Origin of the sequence: Gilliamella sp. ESL0443 (genome assembly GCF_019469165.1) — a bacterium.
Lineage (GTDB): Bacteria > Pseudomonadota > Gammaproteobacteria > Enterobacterales > Orbaceae > Gilliamella > Gilliamella apicola_E.
In genome coordinates this window covers 918,455-945,065 of record NZ_CP048263.1, presented here as the reverse complement: position 1 = coordinate 945,065, position 26,611 = coordinate 918,455, and the positions used below count along the sequence as shown (strand labels likewise).

Genomic DNA, 26,611 nt, shown 5'->3' with positions numbered 1-26,611 from the left:
AATCGCTTTATTATGGCATAATGTGCGCCAAATCACAGTTTAGCCACTTCACTTTTAGCTTAAGGGAACGCTTTAAGTACGAGTTGCACAAATCAATTCGAGAGTAATTATCCGTGTTAACAACAAGTAATATCACAATGCAATTTGGCAGTAAGCCACTATTTGAAAACATTTCAGTAAAATTTGGTAATGGTAATCGTTATGGATTAATCGGCGCAAATGGTAGTGGTAAGTCCACGTTTATGAAAATTATTGGTGGTGATCTTGTGCCAACCTCAGGTAATGTTTCACTTGATCCACATGAACGATTAGGTAAACTTCGCCAAGATCAATTTGCTTTTGAAGAATACAGCGTACTTGATACCGTAATTATGGGGCACACCGAATTATGGCAAATTAAACAAGAGCGAGACCGTATCTATTCATTACCTGAAATGAGTGAGGAAGACGGTTTTAAGGTTGCAGATTTAGAAACCCAATATGCTGAAATGGACGGTTACAGCGCTGAATCACGCGCAGGTGAATTACTACTCGGAGTGGGTATACCAATTGAGCAACATTACGGATTAATGAGTGAAATCGCTCCGGGTTGGAAATTGCGAGTATTACTAGCCCAAGCCCTATTTTCTAATCCAGATATTTTATTACTCGATGAACCGACCAATAACTTAGACATCGATACTATTCGGTGGTTAGAAGATACCTTAAATGAACGTGAAAGCACGATGATTATCATATCGCACGATCGTCATTTTCTTAATATGGTCTGTACTCATATGGCTGATATGGATTACGGTGAATTACGTATCTATCCTGGTAATTATGATGATTATATGACCGCCTCTACTCAAGCGAGAGAACGGCTATTAGCGGATAATGCGAAAAAGAAAGCACAAATTAGTGAACTACAATCGTTTGTTAGTCGTTTTAGTGCTAATGCCGCAAAATCCAAACAAGCAACCTCACGTGCAAGACAAATCGAGAAAATCAAATTAGAAGAAGTGAAAGCATCAAGCCGACAAAATCCGTTTATTCGTTTTGAACAGGATAAAAAACTGTTTCGTAATGCTCTGGTCGTTGAAAATCTCACTAAAGGATTTGATAACGGACCACTATTTAAAAATCTCAATTTAATGGTTGAAGTTGGCGAAAAAGTGGCTATTTTGGGGACTAATGGCATTGGTAAAACTACCCTACTTAAAACCCTTATGGGTGAACTAGTGCCAGAACAAGGTGATATTAAATGGTCAGAAAATGCCAATATTGGCTATTACGCACAGGATCATGAATACGAATTTGACGAGGATCTAACCGTATTTGATTGGATGAGTCAATGGAAACAACCAACCGATGATGAACAAGCAGTGCGCAGCATTTTAGGTCGCTTATTATTTTCACAAGATGACATTAAAAAGCAAGTTAAAGTCCTATCTGGTGGTGAAAAAGGACGTATGTTATTTGGTAAATTAATGATGCAACGTCCAAACATTATTGTCATGGATGAACCAACCAACCATTTGGATATGGAATCAATTGAATCGTTAAATATGGCATTAGAGCTTTATCAAGGAACGCTATTTTTTGTGTCGCACGATCGTGAATTTGTTAGCTCACTTGCAACAAGAATTGTTGAAATCACGCCGGAAAAAGTCATTGATTATACCGGTAATTATGAGGATTATTTGCGTAGCCAAGGAATTGAGTAACGTTAAAATCCATAAAAATAGCCACATTAGTGGCTATTTTAGTATTTATTCAACTTAGAAATTAAAATTCTAATTCATCCCACCAAATATCAATTAAATTGCTGGTTTTGACATTTTTTAAGCCATGGCTTTCAAGCCATTTAGTGACAACGTCACGATTTTCTTCAGTGCAATTACCCAATTTTTGCGTACAAATGATACCTTTCCAGTTTAAATACCCGCTACCTTCGTAAGCCAAACCGTTTGCTTGTATTGCTTCAATGATGAATTGATCAACAACGTTATCAATAGTGTCTTCACTCGTCCCTTCGTCAAATGACCAACTTACGGTAAAACCTAACTCTTTAAACTCTTCAATATGTAATTTTTTTCTTAAACGACGACTGCGATTAACCTTAGCCATAATAATATCCTTCTACTTTAGAAAATTTAGTTAGTTTTAGAATATGTATGATGGCTAGATTGCTTCATACTATTCTGGTTATTTTTAGAAGTTCGAGTTTTATCAACACGTCTTCTTTTTGCTGGAGCAGGCTTGGCTTTTTTTGCTGGCTCCGCTTTAATTCGAGGATCGACTTCAAATCCTTGAGTAAAAATTTCTGGAATCGTTTTTTTAATCAATTTCTCAATTGATTTTAATTGAGCAAGCTCATCAATACAAACTAATGATATTGCCTGCCCCTGATTTTGTGCCCGTCCTGTTCGACCTATACGATGCACATAATCTTCTGCCACTTGTGGTAATTCATAATTGACAACATGAGGTAATAGCTCAATATCTAAACCTCTGGCTGCGATATCGGTAGCAACGAGGGCGCGTATTTGTCCTGACTTAAAATCAGCTAAAGCTTTAGTTCTTGCTCCTTGGCTTTTGTTACCATGAATTGCCGAGGCTTTAATACCATCTTTAGTAAGCTGTTCGGCAAGATGATTAGCGCCGTATTTCGTTCGCGTAAAAACTAATACCTGTTGCCATTGGTTTTTACCAATTAAATAAGAAAGAAGTTCACGTTTACGGCGTTTATCAACTCGGTGGATATATTGAGTAATTTGCTCAGATGCACTATTGGTTTTGGCTACAGCGATCGATTCAGGTGAATTTAAAATTGTATTAGCTAATGATTTTATTTCATCTGAGAATGTCGCTGAAAAAAGTAAGTTTTGTCGCTTTTTAGGTAATTTAGCGATCACGCGACGAATATCATGAATAAAGCCCATGTCTAACATGCGATCCGCTTCATCAAGTACTAATATTTTTACTGTAGAGAGATCCACCGCATTTTGATGAACCAAATCTAACAACCGACCCGGTGTTGCAATTAAGATATCCACCCCACCTCGAAGTTTCATCATTTGAGGATTGATACTTACTCCACCAAACACCACCAAAGAACGAATAGATAGATATCGGCTATAATCCCGAATATTTTCACCTATTTGCGCAGCTAATTCACGAGTGGGCGCCAAAATTAGCGCATATAAAGGACGCTTTCCTCTTTTAGGTTCTGTATTAAATTGCTTTTCATGCAATTTTTGTAAAATAGGTAAACCAAACCCCGCTGTTTTTCCTGTACCAGTTTGAGCACTCGCCATTAAATCTTTACCTGACAAAATTACTGGAATAGCTTGTTGTTGAATGGGGGTTGGATCGGTATAGTTTTGTTCTTCAATAGCTTTTAAAATCTTGGCATCTAAGCCAAGAGAGTCAAATGACATGCAATGATTCCTAAATAAACGTGAAACAAATTATTCAAATCTATTATAAAGCAATTCAATAATAAATGTTTGAATATTTAACGAGGCATAGAACAGACACCATTTAGCGATTTATATTGGCTATGATTTTTTCTTTTTCTTCTCTATTAAAATTAGATAGATCAATCTAAACTCAATTTTGGGGCTGCCAAACAATGGTAATAAAATGCTTAATTATATTTTTTGTTTATTCATAAAGACTTTTAAAAAGTTTTAAGCTATATTTTTAACTAATCAAGTTAACTTAATTTAGTTTTAAACTTAATTAGATTTAAATCAATTAATAGAATTTGATAAAATGAATGCCATGATTTTTAAAATGTTTTTTATAAAAAACATACAGGTGATATTTATTATCATTCTCATTTATGTTACTATCTCGCGCCTAATCCCAATAAATTAATGGACTAAATATGTTTTTTAATTTCACTCGTATAAAAAATCTACTTTTAGCATTAGTTTTAGCTAGCGTTAGTATTAACTGTTTTGCTAAAGATGATATAACTTTTGCTAATTTTCGTGATATTCGTGACTTAAACCCTCATCTCTATTCCGGTGAAATGTGGGCGCAAAATATGTTGTATGAATCATTGGTTCATTATAACGAAGATGGCACTTTTTCACCTTGGCTTGCAGAAAGCTGGACTATTACTAACGAAGGTAAAACTTACACGTTCAAGCTAAGAAAAGACGTGACATTTAGTGATGGCGCAAAATTTGATGCGCACAGTGCAAAACTGAATTGGGATGCCGTGTTATCAAACAAAGTTCGTCACACTTGGCTTGAAATGGTTCGCTTAATTACTGAAATCAAAGCAGTAGATGATTATACCCTACAAGTTAACCTTTCCGAACCCTATTACCCTTTTATGATTGAAATTGCCGTAACCCGACCGATGCGCTTTATTTCACCAAATTCTATGATTGATGGTGAAACTAAAAATGGCGTTAAATCTTACATTGGTACCGGCCCTTATGTATTAGGTGATCATAAGAAAGATCAATATGCAGTGTTTAACGCTAATCCAACTTATTGGGGAACTAAACCATTACTCAATAAAGTGACCATGAAAGTTATTGCTGATAACCAAAGCCGACTAATGGCACTCGAAAAAGGTGAAATCGATCTCATCTATGGTAAAAATATGGTTGATGCAGATTCATTTGAACGTTTTTCAACAATGGATAAGTTTCAGACTTTAATGTCTAAACCTGTATCTAGTCGAATTGTATTAATGAACACGACTCGTGACCAGCTAAATGATGTTAATGTCCGCCAAGCGATTGAACATATCATCAGTAAAAAAGATATTTCAGAAGGTATTTTCAATAATAGTGAAGCACCTGCTGATACTTTAATGGCAACCAATATTCCTTATGCTAACATTGGGTTAAAACCTTATTTATATGACACTAAATTAGCCGAAACGCTACTTGATAAAGCAGGTTGGGTAAAAGTTAAAGGCCAAAATTATCGTCAGAAAGATGGCAAACCTTTTGAAATCACACTTTATTATGATAGTAATACTGCTTCACAAAAAACAATTGCACAATATATGCAAGATGAGTTTGAGCAAGTTGGATTAAAGCTTAATATTCACGGTGAAGAAGAGCAAGGTTATCGTGATCGCCAAAAAGCGGGTGATTTTGATATGGTATTTGATATCTCATGGGGTACACCATATGAGCCACAATCATTTTTATCCGGTATGAAACTACCTGTTTATGGTGACTATATGGCTCAACAAGGCTTAAAAGAGAAACCGCAAATCGATGCAAGTATTAGTAAAGCATTAATTTCAACAGATGAAAAAGAGCGACAAGATCTTTTCCGTTACGTGCTTGAAACATTACATAATGAAGCGGTTTACATACCATTAACTTATGAACGAAATCGAGCTATTGCTGTTAAATCTTTAAAAGGAATTGAATTTGCGCCTTCTCAATTTGATATTCCATTTGAGAAAATGCATTTTTAGTACATAAATATTTTTGATCAATAATGTTAAATTATATTGTTAAACGTTTAACGATGATGATACCGATATTATTCGGTATCTCTTTTATCGCTTTTTTGCTTATCAATCTAGCCCCTTCCGATCCTGCTGAAGTTGCCTTACGCTTAAATGAAATAATGCCAACCCCAGATGCTATTGAAAGTATGCGTCAGGAATTAGGATTAAATAAACCTTTTTTTGAACGATATTTTACTTGGCTATATGACGTTTTACATCTTGATTTTGGGCGTTCGTTTATTCATCGTGACAGATTAGTTTGGGATGAAGTTATCCGTAGCTTAATTCCTACATTAGTTTTAGCAATGTCGTCATTTCTATTTACACTTATTGTCAGTTTAGTTTTAGGTGTGTTATGTGCAATTTTTGCTAATTCAGCATTCGATCATATTGTTCGAATTATTATTTTTTTAGGTACCGCAATGCCTAGTTATTGGTTAGGTTTGCTATTTATTTGGCTGTTTGCTACTTATTTAGATCTATTGCCAACCAACGGGTATGGAACCTGGCAGAACCTTATTTTACCGACGTTAACTTTATCGTTTGTTTACATCTCAACGTATATTCGTTTTATCCGTAATAATATGCTGGAAAATATGCATAATTATTCGATCTTTTATGCCCGTAGTCGAGGCTTGAAAGAGAGAACAATCATTCTTAAGCATGTATTAGTCAATTCACTACATACCACAATTACCGCATTAGGTATGACCATTCCTCAATTAATTGCAGGGTCTTTTGTTGTCGAATATATATTTTCTTGGCCTGGCTTAGGAAGATTATGTATAGCCGCTATTATGAATCGCGACTATCCAGTAATTCAGGCTTACATATTAATTATGGCCATTTTATTTGTAGTATGTAACTTTATTGTTGATGTTATTCATCAATGGTTAGATCCACGATTACGAAGTAATGGTGGCTCTGTATGAATTTAATTAAGCAAGTAATTAGCAATAAAACCGCTTTAGTTTGTTTGATAATCATCATTACAATAATTGTTTTAGGTATATTAGCCCCTTATATTGCACCTTTTGATCCAAATAAAGTTCGCATAGTGCGAAAATATGCCGCTATATCGAGCGAGCATTGGCTTGGTTGTGACCACCTTGGACGTGATATTTTTTCTCGGTTACTTTACGGTATCCGTTCTACCCTATTCTTATCTCTGTTAACCATGATTATCACAATAATTGTTGGTAGTATCATTGGTCTTATTTCTGGTTATCAACGAGGTAAACTTGACGAATGTATTATGCGTCTTTGTGACATCATGTTGTCATTTCCGAGCCAAGTGATGATTTTAGCTATAGTTGGTGTTTTAGGTGTGGGTATTGAAAACATTATTATTGCTAATATTGTAGTCAAATGGGCTTGGTATAGTCGGATGATCCGAAGTTCAGTAATTAAATATAGCAGAAAAAACTATATCCTTTTTTCACGAGTAATTGGTGCACCTCATTCTTTTATCATTTATCGTCATTTATTGCCTAATGTCATGTCCGAAGTAGTTATATTGGCTACCTTAGACACTGGCTGGGTGATATTGAATATTTCAGCGTTATCCTTTATAGGATTAGGCGTCCAAGCGCCTACTGCCGAATGGGGACTAATGTTAAGTGAAGCAAAAAACGTAATGACTCAGCACCCTATGCAGATGGTTTATCCTGGTATAGCTATTTTAATTGTTGTAGCGGCATTTAATATGTTAGGTGATTGTTTACGAGATATCTTAGATCCTAAGGAAAAAACAGTATGAGTAGCCCATTGTTAGCAGTAAAGCAACTGACCGTTACGCTTAATAATGGTAACAAGTTACTTGATGATATATCTTTTACCGTCAATCATCATAAATGTTTAGGTATTGTTGGTGAAAGTGGCAGCGGTAAAAGTTTAACTTGCAAAGCAATCATCGGCTTATTAGAATCCTATTTTAGCGTGACAGGACAAATTCTATTCAAACAGGCTAATTCAACTTTAGATCTGCTAAAACAGAATAAAAAGACATTAAGACCAATTCGCGGTAGTGCTATTTCGATAATATTACAACAACCTATGATTGCTTTTGATCCGCTTTATTGTATTGGCAAACAAGTAGTTGAAACCCTTCAAGCTCATCTCACTATCAATAAAAATGATGCTATTGCTAGAACCTTATTGATGATTGAAAATATAGGACTCGATAATGCCAAAGAGATTTATAAAAAATACCCGCATCAGTTAAGTGGTGGTATGTTACAACGCATAATGATTGGTATGGCATTAGTACTTGAACCTGAGCTTATTATTGCCGATGAACCAACAACCGCATTAGATTCAATTAGTCAGTTTTATATTTTAAAAATGCTTGAAGAGATAAAATCTAAAACGACTATGATTTTTATTTCTCACGATTTAGGTGTAATTCATCATATTGCCAATGATATTATCGTAATGAATAAAGGTAAAATTGTTGAATCTGGCAGCCGTGATCAGATTTTTTATCATCCCAAACATGAATATACTCGTTACCTGATTGATACTCGCAAGCAATTATTGAATAAATTTAATACGGTTATTTACGCTAATAATCCAAATTTAATCTCGGAGACAATTTGATGCCACCGTTATTGCAAGTTGTAAATGTAAAAAAATCGTTTTTGAAACCTGGTATATTTAGCCATAAAAAAAACACAATTATCAAAAATGTATCATTCGATTTAAAACAAGGTGAGTGTCTTGGCATTATTGGTGAAAGTGGTAGCGGAAAAAGTACATTAGGAAAGCTGATTTTAGGCCTTGAGAAACCTGACAGTGGCAAAATCTATTTTAGCGGGCAAGATATTAACAAACGTACATGGAATAAAGCAGCTATACGCAAAAATATCAGTGCGGTATTTCAAGATTATAATTCTTCGGTTAATCCATACTTTAATGTCGGCCAAATTATTGCTGAGCCACTTGATATTTACGAAAAGCTATCAAAAGAGGAACGTCAGCATCGTATCAATGCGTTATTAGAACAAGTTGGATTAGACCATTCTTTTTATGAACGGTTTCCTCACGAAATGAGTGGTGGTCAATTACAGCGTGTATGCATTGCCAGAGCAATAGCTTGCTCTCCTCAATTTATTTTATTTGATGAAGCGGTAAGCTCGCTGGATATTTCAGTTCAAAGCCAAATTTTAACATTACTTGCCGATCTACAAAAACAGCTAAATTTGACCAGTATCTTTATCACACATGATTTAACTACAATTACTTATCTTTGTGATAAAGTTGCATTTTTTTATCAAGGTGAAATCGTGGAATACGTTGATAAAATAGAACAACTCAGTCAAGTTAAAAATCCTTATTCTAAACTGTTACTTGAATCAATTTTAGGTTTTTAAACAATGTCATCAACATCAAATTTGCAATATCAGTTTAAAGATTATATTAAATTAGTTATTCCATTTATTTTATCAACCATTACTACCCCTCTTCTTGGCGTGGTCGATACGGCCTTAGTCGGTCATTTACCCAATCCAGCTTTTATTGCTGGAATTGCGATAGGAACAGTAATATTTAATACTATTTATTGGTTATTTGGATTTTTAAGAGTAAGTACCACCGGTTTTGCCGCGCAAGCGTTGGATAATTGTTTGTTATTAAGATCGTCTCTTATACGGCCGCTTTTTATCGCAATCTTTTTAGGTTTGGCATTTATAATTTTTCAAAAATTGATTTTTGTTGCTTCAATGCACATCATCAAACCGAATCAAGATGTTCAACATTATGCTGATATCTATTTTTCTATATTAATTTGGGGGGCACCTTTTGTTCTGATTAATTATGTCCTAGTTGGCTGGTTAATGGGGATATCCAAAATAAAAGCCGTTCTGTTTTTACAAGTGTTTATTAATTTACTCAACATTTTGATGGCAGTAATTTTTGTTTGGTGGTTTCATTGGGACATTAAAGGCGTAGCATTTGCAACATTAATTGCACAAATATGTTGCACTTTAGTCGGTATTTGGTTTACCTGCCGTTATTTGCCTAAAAGTGAACAAAAAGTGGATTTAAGATCTATTTTGTCATGGCAATCATTAAAAGGTGTAATTCTAGTCAATACTAATTTAATGATTCGGACTATCTGCTTATTAATTGTAACTAACCACTTTATTTCTATTGGTTCAACGTTCAATACTGAAGTTTTAGCCGCCAATGCCATTTTATTTCAAGTTCACTATATGATGGCTTATCTATTTGACGGTTTTGCTAATGCTTCCAGCGTTTTCAGTGGACGAGCTAAAGGAAATAAAAATATCCACCTTTACAATCAAACTTTACGGTGGTCACTACAAGCCTGCATTATTTGCCCAATTATCTTAATTGCAATTTGGCTAACCTTCGATACAACCATCATAAAGTTATTAACCAATCAAACTAATATCATAACGCTATCGCTTCAATATCAATATTGGTTAATCATTTTTCCAATTGTTGCATCGGGTGGATTAATCTATTATGGTGTTTTTTCTGGAATTAGTTATACAACATCAATACGCGACTCAATGCTATTGGCGTTATTGGTTTGGTTTGTAGCACAATACATTGCTGTACCAATCTGGGGAAACCAAGGTTTATGGTTAGCTTATAATCTATTTAGTTTTGGAAGGTCGATATTTTTAATTATCTGGATTAAAAAATCACGAGCCTATATTTAATTAAAAATGATAGCCAAATAGAAAACGTACTGCTATTAAGCTATGTTTTCAGCCCCTTCAATAAGGGAGGGAATTTGCATTCATGATTCAATCATAGACAAATTTCTTTTATTGATAATGTGACAGGAATTTTTCGTTTATCACTAAATTCAAACTGAAAAATAAAGCCGATATCATATGTATTTAATACATTAAATACGTCTGGTTTATCACAAAACTGACCTTTTATTCCTAATCTAACATTTTCTATAAATTCATTTAGTGCGGTATTTTTGCTATCAGTTGGCATTTTATATTCAAAAACAACATTATTGTGATTAGCTGAAATATTTGTTATTTCATAATCTGATTTGACTTTTAAAGGAAACTTTCCTTCATCGCCTAACAAAGATTTTTTTGCACTATCAGCTAATGCTTTGGAAATCTCAACAGCATTATCTGTTTCAGACGCATGTACATTTGAAAATATTGCAAAACACAAAAATAAAATTGCCAATTTAATCACTTGCTTCATCATCAATACCTTAATCTAACAAATCTATATTTCCATTATTATAGTTTTAGAAATGATAACACATTTAAATTCTAACATAGTTTTATATAACTTTTTATTAAGTTGAAAGTTAATAATGTGTATATTTTCAACTATTTTAATCTTACCTTAAAACCAAAAAAGGTAACACATTGTGTTACCTTTTAAAGACAAAAATTATTTTTTATTTGGATGAGGATCTTTAACTGAATCTCCTTGCCCACTAACTATATACCAACCATTTTTACTATGTGGTTTTTTATTATGATCCGGACAAGGGGGTAACGATTTCTTACTTTGGTTGGAATAAATATATCCACAGTCAGCACATTTATAAGTGCCAGCTGAAACATCACTACCGTATGCAGCAAATTTTTGTACCATTATAAGCTCCTCCAGTATATTTAAGATAAGCGAATGCTTATCAGTGATATTTATAAGCTCTGATTAAAAAAAAAGCAAGTATGTTTTTAATCATAGTCGATACAATCGTTCTTAATTAAGTAATTTAATGGTTGTTTGATTTTAATTGGGATACATATGAAAACTTAATATATTTATTGATAAAAAAGTTTGCTCCTACTCAATAATCAATGATTTTTCCCTTCCAAAAGTTTTTAGTGTTTGACTATAGAGTTAAACACCTCATATCAAACATTCTTTTCATACCATCTCGTTAAATTTTTCAAATAATGGTATGTTATTTAAGAGGTTGGAGCAATAAAAAATACTTAACTAGGAACACATCAGATTTTATATTTTTATTGTTCATATAACACTTATTTAGAATTAATCTGAAAGCAAAATAGAGATTTAAAACAATTGTGTAAAATTCAGAATAATGTATAGATTCATAATAAAATTGATGAGGTTGCTAATCTACCGAATTGGATTAATGTAGCTGCATTAATTAATTATAAATATAGGTTGTAGAATAGTAATTATTGAGTATTTTTTAATTTTGATAACTATATTCAACTAACTATTCTCCATTAACCAATCATTTTAATTGAGCCCCTTTTTAGTTAAACTCCCAGTCTTTTAACATAATCTGAATCCAATTCAAGGACTTTAGTAAAAAAGTGGCGTAGGCTGTATTCTCTTCCGGCGTATTGAATATAAGATTTGAAGTTTTCAATTTTAAATGTACGTTCATCTTTGCTTTCAAAACAGTAACCAGTGAAAAAAAGCTCGTTAGATGAATTTATTTGGACTCTATCTAATAATAATTCTTTATTGACATTGGAATGTTTAAATGAAATCGTAAACAAGTCTGAATTCCATATTGTGGTTAAGTGATTTCTAAAATTATCAGAATCTAATTCTTGCTGTTCGTAATCAACAGAATCTTCAAAATTGGTTGAATAATTGAATGAAGTGTCTTGAGACGATGCTTTTTCTAAATTTAAATTTTTGTGCGCCTTATAATTTAAAAATTTCTTGCCTATTCCACATATTCCTCGAACTAACAAAATCAAACAACAAACAATAAATGAAATAACGGAAATACCGGCTAAAGCAACCATCGTTGGATTTGGAGGCGAATCATCATTAGGAAAAGTAATGATATAGATGGCAAAAATTATTAAACTAAAAATTAAAACCTTCTTCACGGTGATCTTATATGCTCGCATTATTTATTTCCTATCAAATCAATCTAGCTTTAAATTCATAAAACGCTTGATCGACTATTTTATTCTTTTTCCAAGTTCCAACTTTCTCAACATTTCATCAGAAAATAGATTCACTGGGGTCTAAACGGTACTTAACTCTAATTTCATGCTGAAACCATAAACCTTGATAATCCAATCAATCGCCCCGCTTTTTGAAAATTGATTTTCATAAATGAATTTCTGATTCACTTTTATATATAACAATAAATGAAATTTAATGACAGTATTCTATTTTAAAGTCAATCAGTTATAAATATAACCATTAATGTAATGTTTTTTATTGTGAGAACTATTATGAAACATCTACCAAGTTAATTCCTCTTTATCAGCTTTATTGTTTTCTTCATACATCATTAGTATGGTGCTATAACTACACATATCTATACCACTATTACAATAATCTTTAATTACTTGATCCATTATTTTTCTATTTGTGGCCTTAGTTGCTTTTTTAAATGCATCTAAATTCTCTTGCTCCATCATTCTCAAATTGGAAGGTTGGCACATGTCAATTTGTTCACAATAATCTTTCTTTACGTTATCCTTAATATATTCGATAACTTCTTGCTTTTGTGCATCTGAACCATCAAAGTCCATTGGATGAATAAATTTAGCTTGCGCAGCTGTCGAAAATAATATCGAAAGTAATATTGTCTTTTTCAACATAAAATCTCCTTTTTTGACTATTAATTTTAATTAAAAATTTTCTTTGCTACCATAAATCAATCTTACATTTAATTTACTAATTTGATATTAACATAGGTTTATAAATAACGCCCATGTTAAACTTTAAAAATCTATAAAAAACAAAACAGAAATAATGTTCAAACCAATCTAGTATTGTTCATACTAATCTGAAACTTATTAATGATAGCTTAATTTAATTATGATAAAAATTATCGTGTTATTTATATTTACCGCTTTGGCTGAAATTTCAGGCTGTTATTTTGTTTATATTTGGGCTAAAAAAGTGGTTTCTGCCTGGTTTCTTATACCGGCGGCATTATGCCTTATGTTATTTGCTTGGTTACTTACTTTACACCCTGAAGCTAGTGGTCGAATTTATGCAACATATGGTGGTATTTATGTAGTAGCATCCATTATTTGGCTTAAGTTAGTCGATCATGTCAAACTATCAACTTTTGATTTAATCGGTTCCATGATCATCCTACTCGGAACGCTAGTTATTATTTGGGGTTGGAGAACATAAAATTAATTGTTTAATTAAATTGATATATCCTATTCTTTTAAAAAATATAAGCAAATCACATTAATTAATTTATAGTAAACATATAAAGTTAAAAGAAAATTTTTTTTTGCGATTTTACAGAACTAACAAGACTTACAAAATTTATATAAAATAATCAATAAATTAACCTTGTGTTATTATAGTGTTGTATGTTGTTAATGACATAGTAAAATATTATCACATAATAAATGAATAGGATTAATAAAATGGATTGTTAGACTTTGTTTTTTTTCAGGTTTATCAGCAATAGCTGCTTTTGGATTATTAATTTGTACTATTATTGGCTTTTGGTTTATTTGCAAACAAACTGCAATTGCTAAAAATAAAGATACTTTCTTTAGATTTCAAGCTGAACTAATGCAAGAAATTAAATTTTATTTGCATCAACACGTAACTTTTAAAAATGAGTTGATTGAATTAATAGATAAATATTCAAAAGAAAAAAATTAGAACAGTAAAAACTTCTGAAACTGATCTAGAAGTTAATGATTATTTTTTTGATGAATTAGGAAAATTATCTTCTAAATATTTGTCTTATTATTGTATGAATAATATACCTGGGTTCTATTGGTGGTTAAGTAGTTATAGGAAAAAGACAGAAACAATTCAAAATTCGTCTGAATATAATGAAATTAAAAATTATATTAAAGAGATCATTAAGTATATCTACAATGAGCCTAGTATTTAATATACTAACACTATAAAAAGAATTGAATTTTTTGATAAGCTAAAAGATTATGATAATAAAATTTCTAATAATACAGTTGAACTTTATAGTAAGTTAGAAAATTTACTAAGTGAGTTAGCTAAAGAGAAAAAAGTATCATAATTCAATCCACTAAAACTCATCTAATGCTTGCTTTTGTTCATCTGATAAGAAAATATCGATCTCGCCATACTCAAGCAGGTAAGCGCCAAATGACAACAGGGAAGCGACAGTTGGATCGTTCTTGTTGGCAGCTTTCTTTTTGTTGGGCTTAATATTGGCATTCGCATCGGTTTCCATCACTATATTACTTACCGCCCAAGATAAAACAGTATCACCATTGTGACTAATGCGTTTACGACTGATAAATACCTTTGCAGTTTTTTTGATGTTGAGCTATAGCGTGCGCAAGTTATAAACAATGAATAACGTCTTAGAAATAGCTTTTTTGAACGTTTTTAATCTTACTTGATTCTTGTGATGGGCCACTACTGGACTTGAACCAGTGACCAATCGATTATGATTTCTTTAAAGCTGTTTTTAAAGTCAATGACTTATAATTAAATCAATCGGTTAGGCATACATATATAGACATATTTTACTATATAAAAATATTCTCAACCGCCATTTTTTCGCCAATTAATTAGTTTCTTTTTCTTTACGTTCAATAGCAAATTTTAATAAAGCTAGCATTCTTTCATACTTATCAAGATCGTTATAAAAAAACAAACCTAAAATCATTAGCCCACCATAAGAATAAGGAATTACTTCAATCCATTGCCAAGAAAGTTCCTTAACCTGAGGTAATAGACCTAGTAAAGATATAATACCGGGAAATATACCCAACTTATTTAGTGGTCCAAGCACTAGGCTAATTCTTCTTTTTAGACATTCATATTCATGATTTAATTCTAAATAACCAAATTTCAATTGTTCTATATCCAATGATATAAGAGCTTTTAAGTACTTTTTATCTATGACGTAGTTACCCTTCACATTTAAATTAATTGAATAATTCATTGGTAAAATAAAACTTTTAATATTTTTTTTTAAACTTCTATATATAAATTGGGAATATTTAAAATAAATCAATAGAAGAGATATTAGAAATAACCAAAATGGGAAAATCGAATCTTTATCTTTAATTGATATTATTATTGCAGTCACATATAAAATAATGGCTATTATGAACGATAGATTTTGAATGGTGAATAATGATTTTATTGCTTTTAAATTAAATTTTAGATTACGCTTATTTTTCTTATAATAAATTTCTAATTCAATTTTTTTTAATATACTTAATAATTTCATTCAATTTTCTCTTAGTCATTAATGGATTAAAGCTTACAGCATTTTCAAAGTGTTCTGGTGCAAAGTGTGCATATCGCATGGTCATTTTGATCTCAGTGTAACCGAAGATTTTTTGTAATACTAGGATATTACCGCCACTCATAATAAAATGTCTAGAAGAAGTGAGGCGTAATTCGTGGGTTAGATGTCGATCTGGTAATTCCATTTCTGCCCGATCGATTGCCTAACGGAACGCTAAATAACTGGGAGTAAATAAGTAACAATTCTTTTTAGGGATTTCATTAAAGAGTTTATAAGTATGATTATGTTTGCTCTTGGTGTCAATGAAGGTGATTTTAGCATCTTTTACTTAGCACACTCTATAGGCTTCGGCTTCGCTCCTCCTTAGACTTGTAGCCATGCAAAATTTGACAATAATTGATAAATCAATGGTAGTGCTTTGCTCACAAGATAACAGAGTTCATGAATTGGCTTTTTATTAAGATAAACCATTTCTTTCTTGCTCATCTTTGTAAACAGGTGTATTTTTTCAAGCGATTTGTATAAATAGCATATCTATTAATAAAAGATAACTAAGCATGATTCATATGATAGCTTTTAAAATGTAAAGACGGTCCTGTTTTTGAATTTTCTGAAAGGTTTTTATATTCATCTCGATAAAAGGGATAAAGTTTATTGAGCAATTCATTACAGGAAATTAATATTTTTTCAACTTCTTCTACAAAAATTGAATAAATTTTATCTCTTGATGCTTCATAAACTGCAACTAAATCATAACCAACTATTTTTGAATTACTTTGTTCAGACCAAGACATATTTTTAAACATTTCATCATCGTCTGTGCATAAATTAGAAAATCCTTTATGAGCCCTATCATTTCTTTCTAATCGGAGTGTAGATCCAGAATTTTCCAATATTTTTAAAATATTAAAAATTTCAGGATGAGAATCTTTAATCATTTTACTAAGTTGTTTTATATTTAATATGTGATCAGGAATGTTAAGTTTTAAAACTTGATTAACAAAGTGAAAAACAATATCTCGGATACTCGAAAATCTATATAATGATAAATCTACAATTGATTTAAGCCAATCATACCTATTTATATCTTTCACAATAGACTTTAGAGGTATTTTTTGTACACCAAGCATTTGAGGGATCACCCTTAAATCAACAAATTGTTGCTCTAATGTATGAAAACGAACATAAATTAAATGGGCATAAGCCATATGAGGTTCAATTTTAACAAACTCATCCCAATTTTCATATGGTTGATCATGCAGAAAATAAATATTCATTGAATCATAAAGTATTGCTTTAAATTTTGACTCATTTAGATCCCACCAATAATATTCTTTTTTCATAATAAATTTTTCTCTTATTACTAGATTTTGTTTTAACATATAGTACAGGATTTGATAATAAATATTTATATGATTAGCAGTAAGCATTCCTTGATTAGATAAAAAACACCTGACAAAAATAAATTTAAGTTAATTTTAATAATATATAATTAACTAATAGTTAACGCTAAGGTTATAGAATGAAATGTCCTCGCTGCAAACTAAAAGCTGTTATTCGCTCAAGTCAAGTATCATCCAAATTAACTTGAAAGCAATATTATCAGTGTTCAAATATATTTTGTGGACATACTTTTACAGCGATGCAATTAATATCAAAAAACAATTGTACCAAGTAACTGCCCCAACCCAAATATAAAAATACCTTTTTCATAAAATGTAAGAACTCAGAAATAACAAATCAATAACTAAAAACTTTAATTCCAAATTTATTATGTTAACTAACGCACTTTTTTGCTTTTATATTAAAACCATGTCAACAGAATCCAACATCAATACTGGATTCTTGAATCAAGTATAGAGCAGACTAACTGCATATTAATTTTTTTATATCTAGTTTCTAGAGCGGGCTAGATAATGGAGCTGACAAGCTTCTGGTTTTTGCTCAATGTGACCAATACGCCGACTTTGTCTAGTTCACTTCCAATGTTGGTGGGTTGTAAATGACATAAAAAACTTCAATGTATCGAACTATTTTATGAAAAAATATCTACCTTAAACATTGCATCTTCAAACGATATTGTTAAATAAAACTTAGACAGCCTTACAAAACTTGAACAAGCTGAGCTACTTACCCGATATATTAAATTCAAATCATGTAATATTAATAAAAAGGAATTTATTATTGCTGTGAGTTGTATCGTTGATCTACTCTTTAATGCCATGGTGCAAGCGAAATTATAAAATACTATAATTATTAGTATTAAAGCTCACCTAGTGGATTTTATTTTTTTATAAAAATAGTAATGAAAAATTTTAACCGCGTTTAATAAAATTTGCTGATTTTTATGATATGCTTGTTATGCGTAAAACTTTATTTACTTAGAGTGGTGGCCCCTACTGGACTTGAACCAGTGACCAATCGATTATGAGTCGACTGCTCTGACCAACTGAGCTAAGGGGCCATTTGGATGTGCTACTGACTTAGTAGGGTTGCGATTATAATAGAGTTAAAATTAATTTGCTACATTTAATTAACTAAATAGGTTGATTTGGTTAATTATTAAACTGAAACCTATTATCATTTCATCATTTGTAATAAGCGATATTTTTTAGTTAATTAACCTGCTACAATGTTCTAAATTATTATTACTAATGCTCGTTATATTGGTTGGGGAAATATTATGTCTATCAAGAAAATTCTTTTTATTAGTGCAGCGTTATCTTCTGCATTGTTTTTAAATGGTTGTAGTAGCTCAGATTATCAAGCCACTTCAGCTGGTCGACAAGTTCAGTTTATTGATACTAAACCAGCAGCAAATTGCCAATTTATCGGTAAAGCTGAAGGCCGCCGTAGTACTTTCTTTTCTGGTCTAAAAACCCATAGTGAGTTGATTCGTGATGCAGCTAATGATTTGATGAATAAAGCTGCTGCTATGGGTGGTAATGTGATTTATAACGCACAAGATGCATCGTTACAATATGTTTCAGATATTGCGCCGACAGATGCTGTGATGACTGGTGAAGTCTTTAGTTGTAAATAAGAATGTGTAAAATAGAAAAGGGATACTACTGTATCCTTTTTTTATTTGCCGATATAACTAACCATTTTGTTTTTCAAATTGTTTCATGAAGTCTATTAGGTAGTTGACTCCATCAATATCCATTGCATTATAAATCGAAGCCCTCATTCCACCTGCGATCCGGTGACCTTTAATTCCAATGATATTTGCTTGTGTTGCTTCACTAACAAACTTTTTATCGAGATCTTCATTTGGTGATAAGAAGGTGACATTCATGATTGATCGATTAGCAATAGCCACAGTATTACGATAAAAATCGGATTGATCGATAAATTGGTAAAGTAATTTTGCTTTAGCTTGATTTCGTTGCTGCATTGCATTCAATCCACCCAAGCTTTTAATCCATTTAAAGACTAAACCTGACATGTACCAAGCAAATGTAGGTGGTGTGTTAAACATTGAGTCATGATCCATTAAGATTTTATAATCTAACACGGAAGGTAATGCTTTTTGAGCATGTCCAATTAGATCTTCTCGAACAATGACAATTGTGATTCCTGAAGGACCGATATTTTTCTGCGCACCCGCGTAAATAATGCCATAGCGACTTACGTCAATCGGTTGCGATAAAATGCAAGATGATAAATCAGCAACTACGATTTTAGCCCCAAAATTAGGTTGTTCGAATATCTCTACCCCATCAATGGTTTCATTAGGGCAATAATGGATATAATCACTGTTATCACTTAGTTGCCATTCGGACATGGGTTTAATTGAGGTTATACCTTGATTATTAATTGTCACATTTTGTTCAATCACATTACAGTATTTGGTTGCCTCTTTGGCTGCACATTGGCTCCAATAGCCACTGTTAATGTAATCAGCATTTTTTGCCGAAATATTCATTGGCACAGCAGCAAATTGTGCCCTAGCCCCACCTTGGCAAAATAGAATTTTATAATTTTCAGGGACATTTAAAATATCACGAAGATCGTTAGTTGCTTCAATCGCACATGCATCAAAATCTTTACCGCGATGGCTTAACTCCATTACTGATGCGCCGGTGTTGTGCCAATTTAATAATTCAGCTTGTACTTGTTTTAAAACATCTGCAGGAAGTTTTGCTGGGCCTGCACTAAAGTTATAACTTTTATTCATTGCAATTCACTTTCATCCATCTAAAAATTGAAAATCTATTTTTACACTCTATTGAGCGATATACAAACAGATTTTTATCAAAAAAAAGTTGAGGAACGGGGTTTTTGAAGCATAAAAATACCGACAAAAGTCGGTATTTAAAATAAAAAGTACTATAAACAGAGCTGTTTTTTAGCATTGTCGATTGCCAATTTAACTTGTTTAGGCGATACGCCTCCTTTAGCAGATCGTTTAGCTAGGCAAGATTCGAGTGATAAAATTGGATAAACGTCATCTTCAATAACATCACTATAGACTTTTAATTCATCCAACGTTAACTCTTCTAATGCTTTTTGCTTAGCTATCGCGCCAACAACGGCTTCACCTACAATGTGATGAGCTTGTCTAAATGGAATACCTTTAGCAACGAGATAATCAGCAAGTTCTGTTGCATTTGAGTAGCCTTGTTTAGCTGCATTTTGGCAATTTTGGTAATTGATTTTAATATCTTCAAGAACTAACGCTGCCATGTCTAAACATTCTTGCCAAGTATCAAGTGCGTCAAATAGATGTTCTTTATCTTCTTGTAGATCTTTATTGTAAGCAAGTGGTAAGCCTTTAAAAGTCATCATGGCGCCAGTTAGTGCACCAACAACTCGCCCTATTTTTCCTCGAATAAGTTCTAATGCATCAGGATTTTTTTTCTGTGGCATTAATGATGATCCTGATGTGACACGATCAGACAGTTCAACGAAATCTGCTTCACCGCTATTGAAGATAATTAAGTCTTCTGCAAACCGAGATAAATGCACCATTCCTATAGATGCATTATTGAGTAATTCAAGTACATGATCTCTATCAGATACCGAATCTAAACTATTATTGGTTGCTGTTGCAAAACCTAACCAATCGGCTAGCTGATCGCGATCCATTGGATAAGCAGTTCCAGCTAAAGCGCCACAACCTAGAGGGCTTACATCCAAGCGTTTAAGTGTATCTTGTAAACGGCTTTCATCACGTGTTAGCATTTCATAATACGCTAAACACCAATGAGCAAAAGTGACTGGTTGTGCGCGTTGTAGATGAGTATAGCCAGGCATAACGGCATCTTGATGCTGTTCAGCGGTAAGTACTAAGCGTTTTCTGAGTTCATTGATAGCTGTGATAAGATGAGCGATTTCATCTTTACACCATAATTTTAGATCGGTTGTTGATTGATCGTTACGGCTACGACCAGTATGTAATTTTTTACCTAAATCACCGATTTTTTCAATAAGTTTTTGCTCTACCCAACTGTGAATATCTTCCGCATCACTTTGTAGAATCTGTTCTGGGTTTTGCCGTACTGATTCTAATAATTCATTTAAAGCTTTTTCTAATTTTTTTTGTTCATCATAAGATAAAACGTCAACAGTGACCAAAGCTTTAGACCATGCAATTGATCCAATGATATCTTGCTCCGCAAGCCGATAGTCAAAGCGTAGAGAATCATTAAAATGTTTAAATCGTTGATCTGCTGCTTGGCTAAAACGCCCACCCCATAATGCCATAATTACCTCAATTTTTAATCCTAAGCGATTTTAGTTTGATCGCTTTTTTAATAATGATAATTCAATAATACTATAAAAAATATATACAGACCAAAGTCTGTATATATTGTGTTTTATATCTAAGTAAAAAGTCATTAAAACTTACTTTTTAGCTTTGGCTTTCGCTTTCACTTTTGCGTTAGATTTTGGAGCAACTTTAGTTGTCGCTTTAGCATCAGCTTTAGCTACTTTTTTGACTGTTTTTTCAGTTTTTTTAGCTGTATCTTTTTTAACTGTAGCTTTTTTAGCTGGTTGTTTTTTCTTACCTTCATTTAGAGCTCGAATGCGTGAAGATAATGAGAATAAGCGAATAAATCCACCTGCATGACTGTGGTCATAGACTTCATCCTCACCAAAAGTCGCAAATTCTTCACTATATAAGCTATTTGGTGATTTTTTCTGAACAGCTGTTGCATTTCCTTTGTAGAGTTTAACTACAACTTCACCTGTCATATCTTCTGCTAATACATCAGCAGCGGCTTGAATTGAGCGACGATATGGTGCAAACCAACGACCATCATAAACAACGTATGCCATTTCTAAACCAAGTTGTTCACGCCATTTGAAGCTATCACGATCTAAAATTAATTGTTCTAAACCACGTAATGCAGTCATCATGATTGTACCACCTGGGGTTTCATAACAACCGCGAGATTTGATGCCCACCAAGCGATTCTCAATGATATCAACTCGACCAACACCATGTTTAGCACCAATTTTATTAAGTGTTGCTACGCAGTTATATGGAGAGAGTTTTTTACCATTAACAGAAACGACTTCACCTTTTTCTATACCAATGGTAACAAGTTCTGGTTTATTGGGTGCATCTTCTGGTGAGACAGTCCATGCCCAACAATCCGCGTTGGCTTGATTCCAAGTGCTTTCAAGCACACCACCCTCGGTAGAAATGTGCCAAGCATTTTCATCACGGCTATAGATTTTTTCAACGGTTGCTGTTGTTGGAATTTTTCGTACTTTTAAGTAATCAATTAAAGCTTCACGCGAACGTAAATCCCATTCACGCCAAGGTGCAATAACTTTAAGTTGTGGTGCTAGAGCTGTATAAGTTGTTTCGAAGCGAACTTGGTCATTACCTTTACCTGTTGCTCCATGACAAAGGGTATCGGCACCAACTTCTAATGCATATTCAACTTGGGCTTTAGCAATAATTGGGCGAGCCATTGAAGTTCCAAGATAATAAGTTCCTTCATATAAAGCGCCAGTTTTTAAAACAGGGTAAACATAATCTTTAACAAATTCTTCTCGTAAATCGACAACTTTACAAGCTACTGCTCCAGATGCTTTCGCTTTTTTCTCAACATCTTTTAGCTCTTTAGGATCTTGACCAACGTTAGCGACTAGAGCGTAAACTTCACAACCGCCATAATTTTCTTTTAGCCATGGAATAATAGCTGATGTATCTAATCCACCTGAATAGGCTAAAACCACCTTTTTTGTTGCACTTTTTTTCATGTTATACCCTTTCTTAAATTTACTGACGAAAAAATAAATGATTTAAAGATTAAATTAAGTATATTTAATAAAAAATATACTCAAATAATATACTAACTGATTTATATTTAAGCAATAATTCTTGTACCTGTTATTCCTGATTTTCCATTAAATAATTCAATAAGTTTGTCGGATTCTTTCCAACTAGCTATATCAATTGGTCGCCCAAGCGTTTTTGCTGCTTCGAATGCCGAATTGACTTTGACAATCATGCCATCAGTAATAATGCCTTGTGCGATCAAGTGATCAGCTTCTGCTTGCGTTAATGATTCAATTCGTTGTTTGTTAGCATCTAAAACACCGGAAACATCAGATAATAAAATTAAATCTGCATCTATTGTTTTTGCGAGTGCAACGGCTGCATGATCGGCATTCACATTCATCATCTTGCCTTGATCAGTAATGCCAATTGAACTAACAATTGGTAAATAACCATTATTAAGCAGTAAATTGATTAAGGTTGGATCACCTATTTCAGCTTCTCCTACATACCCTAACTCTTCAGAAATTTGTTTAACCTTGACACTATCACCATCGGCTAAGCAGAGTCCGATACTTGATATTTGTAATTTTTTTGCCTCTGACAATATTGTCGTATTGGCACTACCGGCAAGACTGCCTACAATCACATCAATCTGGTCTGCGGGTGTAACGCGTAAACCATTGCGTCGTACTACCGGTAATGAAAGACGATCCATTAAGGCGTCAACAACACTACCACCACCATGAACAATAATTAAAGGCCTATTAAAATTCTTTTTATATTCGCTAATAATAATGAATAATTTACTTAACGCATCTTTGTTATCGAGTAATACACCGCCAAACTTAATAATTAATGGTTTCATCTTTATTCCCTATCCATTTAAACAAAGTCACTTGATTAATATTATTAACAAATGAGTATCTATAATAAGGCTGTAGTTTCATCAAAGCCAAATCGAATATTCATACACTGTACCGCTTGTGCTGCTGCACCTTTTAATAAATTATCTTCGACTGAAATTAAAATCAAATGTTGCCCTTTTAGTACAAAACCAATATCGCAATATGGCAGATTTATTACTGATTTTAATGCTGGCCAATGTTTTTGGTAAACCCTAATTAACGGTTTATTTTGATAATATTTATTTAATGCGTTACGAATATCATCAGATGTTACGCCTTTCTTTACCATACAGGTAATAGTGGCATGAATGCCTTGTTTGAAACATCCTAGGTGAGGCGTAAAGATAACTTCTTGGCCTAAGTGTGTTGCAATTTCAGGTTGATGACGATGTGTAAATAAGCCATAAGCATGTAAACTCACTTCACAAAATAAATTGTTAGTCGAAGGTTTTCGTCCAGCGCCACTTACACCACTTACAGCATTGATAATAGGCCATTGACTTTTGTCTAACAAATCTTCTTCAATCAACGGTTTTAATGGCAGTTGGGATGCTGTTGGATAACAGCCAGGAACTGCAATCAACTGAGCTTGTTTTATAGCCTCATAATTCCATTCAGCTAATCCATAAACGGCCTTCTCAAGCCACTGTCTATGTTGATGCTCAAAACCATAAAATTGAGTATAAAAAGAGGATGAATTGACACGAAATGCGCCCGATAAGTCGAATACTGTGCATCCTTTGTCTAAAAAATAAGGTGCGATATCGTGACTAACTGAATGTTCTGTTGCTAAAAAAACAATATCAATATCATGAATAAGAGATGAATAGTCAGCGGTTGCAATTAAGGGGAGATCAACTACACCTTTCAATTGAGGATATAAATCATAGTCCGAGATTAACTTTCCACCATCACGACTATTTTCAGATACGGTTAACGCGACTAACTCAATATTTGGATGCTTTGTTAAATAATATGCTAGTTTTGCGCCTGCATAACCACTTGCTCCGACAACTATTGCTTTTAACATACCTTTCCTTATCTATCACTAAGTTTTTTTTGGTAGTATAGTAGGCTTTCTGAAAAAACAAAGCAAGCATAAAATGCATTTTTATTCACTTTTAGTGAATTTATTTTCAAATTAGTCGATCTTTAGTAAAGCAAATAAGTCGGATGATTCCTCCTCTCTAATCAATCAGGAGGAGGAACCGCAATTTTTATTTCAAATAACAAGCCGATTTTAAGATCGCAATTAATAATTCCCAATAACGATATACACTATGAATATTGACTTTTTCATCAGGTGAATGAGGTGAAACTATAGTTGGTCCAATTGAAATCATATCCATATATGGATAAGACTGTTTAAATAAACCGCATTCTAAACCAGCATGGATCACCATAATTTTTGCTTGCTTTGAAAAAATCTCTAAGTACTTATCTTTAGCTAATTGTAGTAGTCTAGAATTCAAATTAGGTTCCCAACCTGAATAACCACCACTGATTTCATAATTGGCATTCACTAATTGGCTTAATGATATTAAGGTTGAAACAACTGCATCTTTCGCGCTATCAACTTGAGAACGAATTAAAAAGTTTACACTTAACTGATTGTCACTAATATTGACAATGCCTAGATTTAAAGAAGTTTCAACCACACCATGGATCTCTTTGCTCATGCTGACAACACCATTAGGCGCAGTGTTTAAAATATTGATGATTTTGTTTTGTTGATCAATCGCGATAACTCTTTTAACTTTATCCGTTTTCACTTCTTTTAAAGTTAATTCAATATCTGGTTCAATCTGTCTAAATTCATTTTGTAATACAGATTGATATTGTTTAACAATTGCTTCTAACTTAGGCAAATCTTGCTTGCTTAAAGTTAATTCAGCAAAAGCTTCACGAGGGATTGCATTACGTAATGAACCGCCTCGAATGTCAGCTAATCTAAATGAGATATCTTGTGCGTATTGAGCTAGCAATCTTGCCATTAATTTTATGGCATTCCCTCGCCCAAGATGGATATCACAACCTGAATGTCCACCTTTCAAACCTTTTAGAGAAAGTTGTACATAGCAATCGTGAATCTCCGGCATAACCGCGTATGTAATTGTAAAATTCATTGAGAAGTCTATACCGCCTGCACAACCAGTAAATATCTCACCTTCATCTTCAGAATCAGTATTAATAAGATAACGGCTTTTTAACCAATTCGGTTGAAGACCAAAAGCACCATGCATACCAGTCTCTTCAGAAGTCGTAACTAAAACTTCAAGAGGACCGTGTTCGACAGATGGATCAATTAATACAGCTAGAGCAGATGCAAGCCCTACACCATTGTCAGCACCTAATGTTGTACCTTTTGCTTTAACCCATTCATCGTCTATATAAGCTTGGATTGGATCAATTAGAAAATCATGCTCTGTACCTTCGTTTTTTTGAGGAACCATATCCATATGGGCTTGTAAAGCAATAGATGGGCAATTTTCCATACCTTTAGTTGCGGTTTTGCTTAGTAAAATGTTTCCAGCTTTATCAAGCTGACAATCAATGTGATGAGTTGCTGCAAAATCGACAATATATTTGGTTATCATTTGTTCATGATGAGAAGGATGGGGAATGTTACAAATATCATTAAAAATCTGCCAAACAAATTTTGGATTTAGGGTTGATAGCATAATTTATCCTCAGTATTAGCTAGGTAACAAATTAATCAGTGGTTTTTTTTATCTAATCACTCTATAATAAGGTGCAATTTTACATCTATTTCAAGTCCATTAATATTAATTTATTAAATTCGTTTA

At 32.9% G+C, this 26,611-nt stretch carries 23 protein-coding genes, 1 tRNA gene and 3 pseudogenes; 10 read left to right on the top strand and 17 right to left on the bottom strand.

What is annotated here, in order from left to right:
- Nucleotides 1-113 precede the first annotated feature (113 nt).
- On the top strand, nucleotides 114-1,706 hold the full coding sequence (locus GYM76_RS04295; protein WP_220226014.1) for an ABC-F family ATPase: 1,593 nt from the start codon (nucleotides 114-116) through the stop codon (nucleotides 1,704-1,706).
- Between the two features lie 61 nt (nucleotides 1,707-1,767).
- On the opposite strand, the gene GYM76_RS04290 is transcribed toward GYM76_RS04295, so the two are convergent.
- A complete protein-coding gene (locus GYM76_RS04290; protein ID WP_065562082.1) occupies nucleotides 1,768-2,109 on the bottom strand; it encodes a YggL family protein in 342 nt (113 codons plus the stop codon).
- A 26-nt stretch (nucleotides 2,110-2,135) separates the two neighbouring features.
- On the bottom strand, nucleotides 2,136-3,422 hold the full coding sequence (gene rhlE, locus GYM76_RS04285) for an ATP-dependent RNA helicase RhlE (protein WP_220226013.1): 1,287 nt from the start codon (nucleotides 3,420-3,422) through the stop codon (nucleotides 2,136-2,138).
- A 452-nt stretch (nucleotides 3,423-3,874) separates the two neighbouring features.
- On the opposite strand from rhlE, the gene nikA reads away from it, so the two are divergent.
- Genes nikA through GYM76_RS04255 form a run of 6 tightly spaced genes read left to right on the top strand, consistent with a single transcriptional unit; the run spans nucleotide 3,875 to nucleotide 10,164 of the window.
- Nucleotides 3,875-5,440 (top strand): nickel ABC transporter substrate-binding protein, encoded by a 1,566-nt coding sequence (nikA, locus tag GYM76_RS04280; protein WP_220226012.1) that lies wholly within the window; start codon nucleotides 3,875-3,877, stop codon nucleotides 5,438-5,440.
- A 23-nt stretch (nucleotides 5,441-5,463) separates the two neighbouring features.
- The gene (opp1B, locus tag GYM76_RS04275) at nucleotides 5,464-6,408 is read left to right on the top strand and encodes a nickel/cobalt ABC transporter permease (protein ID WP_065734078.1); all 945 of its coding nucleotides are present in this window, start codon (nucleotides 5,464-5,466) and stop codon (nucleotides 6,406-6,408) included.
- Nucleotides 6,405-7,235 carry a nickel/cobalt ABC transporter permease gene (gene opp1C / locus GYM76_RS04270; protein ID WP_220226011.1) on the top strand — a complete coding sequence of 277 codons (831 nt, stop codon included), beginning with the start codon at nucleotides 6,405-6,407 and terminating at the stop codon, nucleotides 7,233-7,235. The genes opp1B and opp1C overlap by 4 nt, the downstream gene beginning before the upstream one ends.
- Nucleotides 7,232-8,074 (top strand): ABC transporter ATP-binding protein, encoded by an 843-nt coding sequence (locus GYM76_RS04265; RefSeq protein WP_220226010.1) that lies wholly within the window; start codon nucleotides 7,232-7,234, stop codon nucleotides 8,072-8,074. Before opp1C ends, GYM76_RS04265 begins: the two co-directional genes overlap by 4 nt.
- Nucleotides 8,074-8,847, top strand: coding sequence for an ABC transporter ATP-binding protein (locus GYM76_RS04260; protein ID WP_220226009.1), 774 nt, complete (start codon nucleotides 8,074-8,076; stop codon nucleotides 8,845-8,847). The genes GYM76_RS04265 and GYM76_RS04260 overlap by 1 nt, the downstream gene beginning before the upstream one ends.
- A 3-nt stretch (nucleotides 8,848-8,850) precedes the next feature.
- Nucleotides 8,851-10,164, top strand: coding sequence for an MATE family efflux transporter (locus GYM76_RS04255; RefSeq protein ID WP_220226008.1), 1,314 nt, complete (start codon nucleotides 8,851-8,853; stop codon nucleotides 10,162-10,164).
- A gap of 91 nt (nucleotides 10,165-10,255) precedes the next feature.
- On the opposite strand, the gene GYM76_RS04250 is transcribed toward GYM76_RS04255, so the two are convergent.
- From GYM76_RS04250 to GYM76_RS04235, 4 genes are all read right to left on the bottom strand, one after another.
- Nucleotides 10,256-10,681: a hypothetical protein gene (locus tag GYM76_RS04250; RefSeq protein WP_220226007.1), complete on the bottom strand. Its 426-nt coding sequence runs from the start codon at nucleotides 10,679-10,681 to the stop codon at nucleotides 10,256-10,258.
- A 192-nt stretch (nucleotides 10,682-10,873) separates the two neighbouring features.
- Entirely contained in the window at nucleotides 10,874-11,080 is a 207-nt protein-coding gene (locus tag GYM76_RS04245; RefSeq protein ID WP_065562090.1) for a hypothetical protein, read from the bottom strand.
- Nucleotides 11,081-11,721: 641 nt separating this feature from the next.
- Complete coding sequence (locus GYM76_RS04240; protein WP_220226006.1) at nucleotides 11,722-12,330, bottom strand: hypothetical protein; 609 nt, start codon at nucleotides 12,328-12,330, stop codon at nucleotides 11,722-11,724.
- Between the two features lie 342 nt (nucleotides 12,331-12,672).
- Nucleotides 12,673-13,035 (bottom strand): hypothetical protein, encoded by a 363-nt coding sequence (locus GYM76_RS04235; RefSeq protein ID WP_065562095.1) that lies wholly within the window; start codon nucleotides 13,033-13,035, stop codon nucleotides 12,673-12,675.
- 220 nt (nucleotides 13,036-13,255) lie between these two features.
- On the opposite strand from GYM76_RS04235, the gene GYM76_RS04230 reads away from it, so the two are divergent.
- Entirely contained in the window at nucleotides 13,256-13,579 is a 324-nt protein-coding gene (locus GYM76_RS04230) for a YnfA family protein (protein ID WP_065562096.1), read from the top strand.
- 877 nt (nucleotides 13,580-14,456) lie between these two features.
- Here GYM76_RS04230 and GYM76_RS04225 read toward each other — a convergent pair.
- The 4 genes and pseudogenes from GYM76_RS04225 to GYM76_RS04210 all read right to left on the bottom strand — a co-directional run.
- Nucleotides 14,457-14,714, bottom strand: a pseudogene (locus GYM76_RS04225) (terminase TerL endonuclease subunit); the annotation flags it as partial.
- Nucleotides 14,715-14,963: 249 nt separating this feature from the next.
- Nucleotides 14,964-15,635 (bottom strand): hypothetical protein, encoded by a 672-nt coding sequence (locus GYM76_RS04220; protein WP_220226005.1) that lies wholly within the window; start codon nucleotides 15,633-15,635, stop codon nucleotides 14,964-14,966.
- Nucleotides 15,604-15,840, bottom strand: coding sequence for a tyrosine-type recombinase/integrase (locus GYM76_RS04215; RefSeq protein ID WP_065562783.1), 237 nt, complete (start codon nucleotides 15,838-15,840; stop codon nucleotides 15,604-15,606). The genes GYM76_RS04220 and GYM76_RS04215 overlap by 32 nt, the downstream gene beginning before the upstream one ends.
- 367 nt (nucleotides 15,841-16,207) lie before the next feature.
- Nucleotides 16,208-16,999, bottom strand: a complete 792-nt coding sequence (locus GYM76_RS04210; protein WP_065562784.1) for a Cthe_2314 family HEPN domain-containing protein — start codon at nucleotides 16,997-16,999, stop codon at nucleotides 16,208-16,210.
- Between the two features lie 254 nt (nucleotides 17,000-17,253).
- Here GYM76_RS04210 and GYM76_RS11085 point away from each other — a divergent pair.
- Nucleotides 17,254-17,334: pseudogene (locus GYM76_RS11085) on the top strand (ogr/Delta-like zinc finger family protein); the annotation flags it as partial.
- 709 nt (nucleotides 17,335-18,043) lie between these two features.
- Here GYM76_RS11085 and GYM76_RS04200 read toward each other — a convergent pair.
- Nucleotides 18,044-18,120, bottom strand: a tRNA-Ile gene (locus GYM76_RS04200).
- Between the two features lie 219 nt (nucleotides 18,121-18,339).
- Here GYM76_RS04200 and GYM76_RS04195 point away from each other — a divergent pair.
- Nucleotides 18,340-18,699: a DUF4156 domain-containing protein gene (locus GYM76_RS04195; RefSeq protein WP_065734066.1), complete on the top strand. Its 360-nt coding sequence runs from the start codon at nucleotides 18,340-18,342 to the stop codon at nucleotides 18,697-18,699.
- 57 nt (nucleotides 18,700-18,756) lie between these two features.
- Here GYM76_RS04195 and serC read toward each other — a convergent pair whose 3' ends face one another.
- From serC to GYM76_RS04165, 6 genes and pseudogenes are all read right to left on the bottom strand, one after another.
- On the bottom strand, nucleotides 18,757-19,836 hold the full coding sequence (serC, locus tag GYM76_RS04190) for a 3-phosphoserine/phosphohydroxythreonine transaminase (protein ID WP_220226004.1): 1,080 nt from the start codon (nucleotides 19,834-19,836) through the stop codon (nucleotides 18,757-18,759).
- A gap of 152 nt (nucleotides 19,837-19,988) precedes the next feature.
- Nucleotides 19,989-21,365: an argininosuccinate lyase gene (gene argH, locus GYM76_RS04185; protein WP_220226003.1), complete on the bottom strand. Its 1,377-nt coding sequence runs from the start codon at nucleotides 21,363-21,365 to the stop codon at nucleotides 19,989-19,991.
- Nucleotides 21,366-21,659: 294 nt separating this feature from the next.
- Nucleotides 21,660-22,877, bottom strand: a pseudogene (locus GYM76_RS04180) (argininosuccinate synthase); the annotation flags it as partial.
- A gap of 107 nt (nucleotides 22,878-22,984) precedes the next feature.
- On the bottom strand, nucleotides 22,985-23,764 hold the full coding sequence (gene argB / locus GYM76_RS04175; RefSeq protein ID WP_220226001.1) for an acetylglutamate kinase: 780 nt from the start codon (nucleotides 23,762-23,764) through the stop codon (nucleotides 22,985-22,987).
- A gap of 59 nt (nucleotides 23,765-23,823) precedes the next feature.
- On the bottom strand, nucleotides 23,824-24,834 hold the full coding sequence (gene argC / locus GYM76_RS04170) for an N-acetyl-gamma-glutamyl-phosphate reductase (protein ID WP_220226000.1): 1,011 nt from the start codon (nucleotides 24,832-24,834) through the stop codon (nucleotides 23,824-23,826).
- 187 nt (nucleotides 24,835-25,021) lie between these two features.
- The gene (locus GYM76_RS04165) at nucleotides 25,022-26,485 is read right to left on the bottom strand and encodes an aminoacyl-histidine dipeptidase (RefSeq protein WP_065563516.1); all 1,464 of its coding nucleotides are present in this window, start codon (nucleotides 26,483-26,485) and stop codon (nucleotides 25,022-25,024) included.
- Nucleotides 26,486-26,611 lie beyond the last annotated feature (126 nt).

Bases quoted from the DNA above. Each gene is read 5' to 3' on its own strand.
- GYM76_RS04215 (WP_065562783.1), bottom strand. From the start codon at position 15,840: ATGGAATTACCAGATCGACATCTAACCCACGAATTACGCCTCACTTCT.
- GYM76_RS04240 (WP_220226006.1), bottom strand. From the start codon at position 12,330: ATGCGAGCATATAAGATCACCGTGAAGAAGGTTTTAATTTTTAGTTTA.
- GYM76_RS04235 (WP_065562095.1), bottom strand. From the start codon at position 13,035: ATGTTGAAAAAGACAATATTACTTTCGATATTATTTTCGACAGCTGCG.
- GYM76_RS04265 (WP_220226010.1), top strand. From the start codon at position 7,232: ATGAGTAGCCCATTGTTAGCAGTAAAGCAACTGACCGTTACGCTTAAT.
- GYM76_RS04195 (WP_065734066.1), top strand. From the start codon at position 18,340: ATGTCTATCAAGAAAATTCTTTTTATTAGTGCAGCGTTATCTTCTGCA.
- nikA (WP_220226012.1), top strand. From the start codon at position 3,875: ATGTTTTTTAATTTCACTCGTATAAAAAATCTACTTTTAGCATTAGTT.
- argB (WP_220226001.1), bottom strand. From the start codon at position 23,764: ATGAAACCATTAATTATTAAGTTTGGCGGTGTATTACTCGATAACAAA.
- GYM76_RS04245 (WP_065562090.1), bottom strand. From the start codon at position 11,080: ATGGTACAAAAATTTGCTGCATACGGTAGTGATGTTTCAGCTGGCACT.
- GYM76_RS04250 (WP_220226007.1), bottom strand. From the start codon at position 10,681: ATGATGAAGCAAGTGATTAAATTGGCAATTTTATTTTTGTGTTTTGCA.
- GYM76_RS04210 (WP_065562784.1), bottom strand. From the start codon at position 16,999: ATGAAAAAAGAATATTATTGGTGGGATCTAAATGAGTCAAAATTTAAA.
- GYM76_RS04230 (WP_065562096.1), top strand. From the start codon at position 13,256: ATGATAAAAATTATCGTGTTATTTATATTTACCGCTTTGGCTGAAATT.
- GYM76_RS04260 (WP_220226009.1), top strand. From the start codon at position 8,074: ATGCCACCGTTATTGCAAGTTGTAAATGTAAAAAAATCGTTTTTGAAA.
- GYM76_RS04220 (WP_220226005.1), bottom strand. From the start codon at position 15,635: ATGAAATTATTAAGTATATTAAAAAAAATTGAATTAGAAATTTATTAT.
- serC (WP_220226004.1), bottom strand. From the start codon at position 19,836: ATGAATAAAAGTTATAACTTTAGTGCAGGCCCAGCAAAACTTCCTGCA.
- argC (WP_220226000.1), bottom strand. From the start codon at position 24,834: ATGTTAAAAGCAATAGTTGTCGGAGCAAGTGGTTATGCAGGCGCAAAA.
- GYM76_RS04290 (WP_065562082.1), bottom strand. From the start codon at position 2,109: ATGGCTAAGGTTAATCGCAGTCGTCGTTTAAGAAAAAAATTACATATT.
- opp1C (WP_220226011.1), top strand. From the start codon at position 6,405: ATGAATTTAATTAAGCAAGTAATTAGCAATAAAACCGCTTTAGTTTGT.
- rhlE (WP_220226013.1), bottom strand. From the start codon at position 3,422: ATGTCATTTGACTCTCTTGGCTTAGATGCCAAGATTTTAAAAGCTATT.
- opp1B (WP_065734078.1), top strand. From the start codon at position 5,464: ATGTTAAATTATATTGTTAAACGTTTAACGATGATGATACCGATATTA.
- argH (WP_220226003.1), bottom strand. From the start codon at position 21,365: ATGGCATTATGGGGTGGGCGTTTTAGCCAAGCAGCAGATCAACGATTT.
- GYM76_RS04255 (WP_220226008.1), top strand. From the start codon at position 8,851: ATGTCATCAACATCAAATTTGCAATATCAGTTTAAAGATTATATTAAA.
- GYM76_RS04165 (WP_065563516.1), bottom strand. From the start codon at position 26,485: ATGCTATCAACCCTAAATCCAAAATTTGTTTGGCAGATTTTTAATGAT.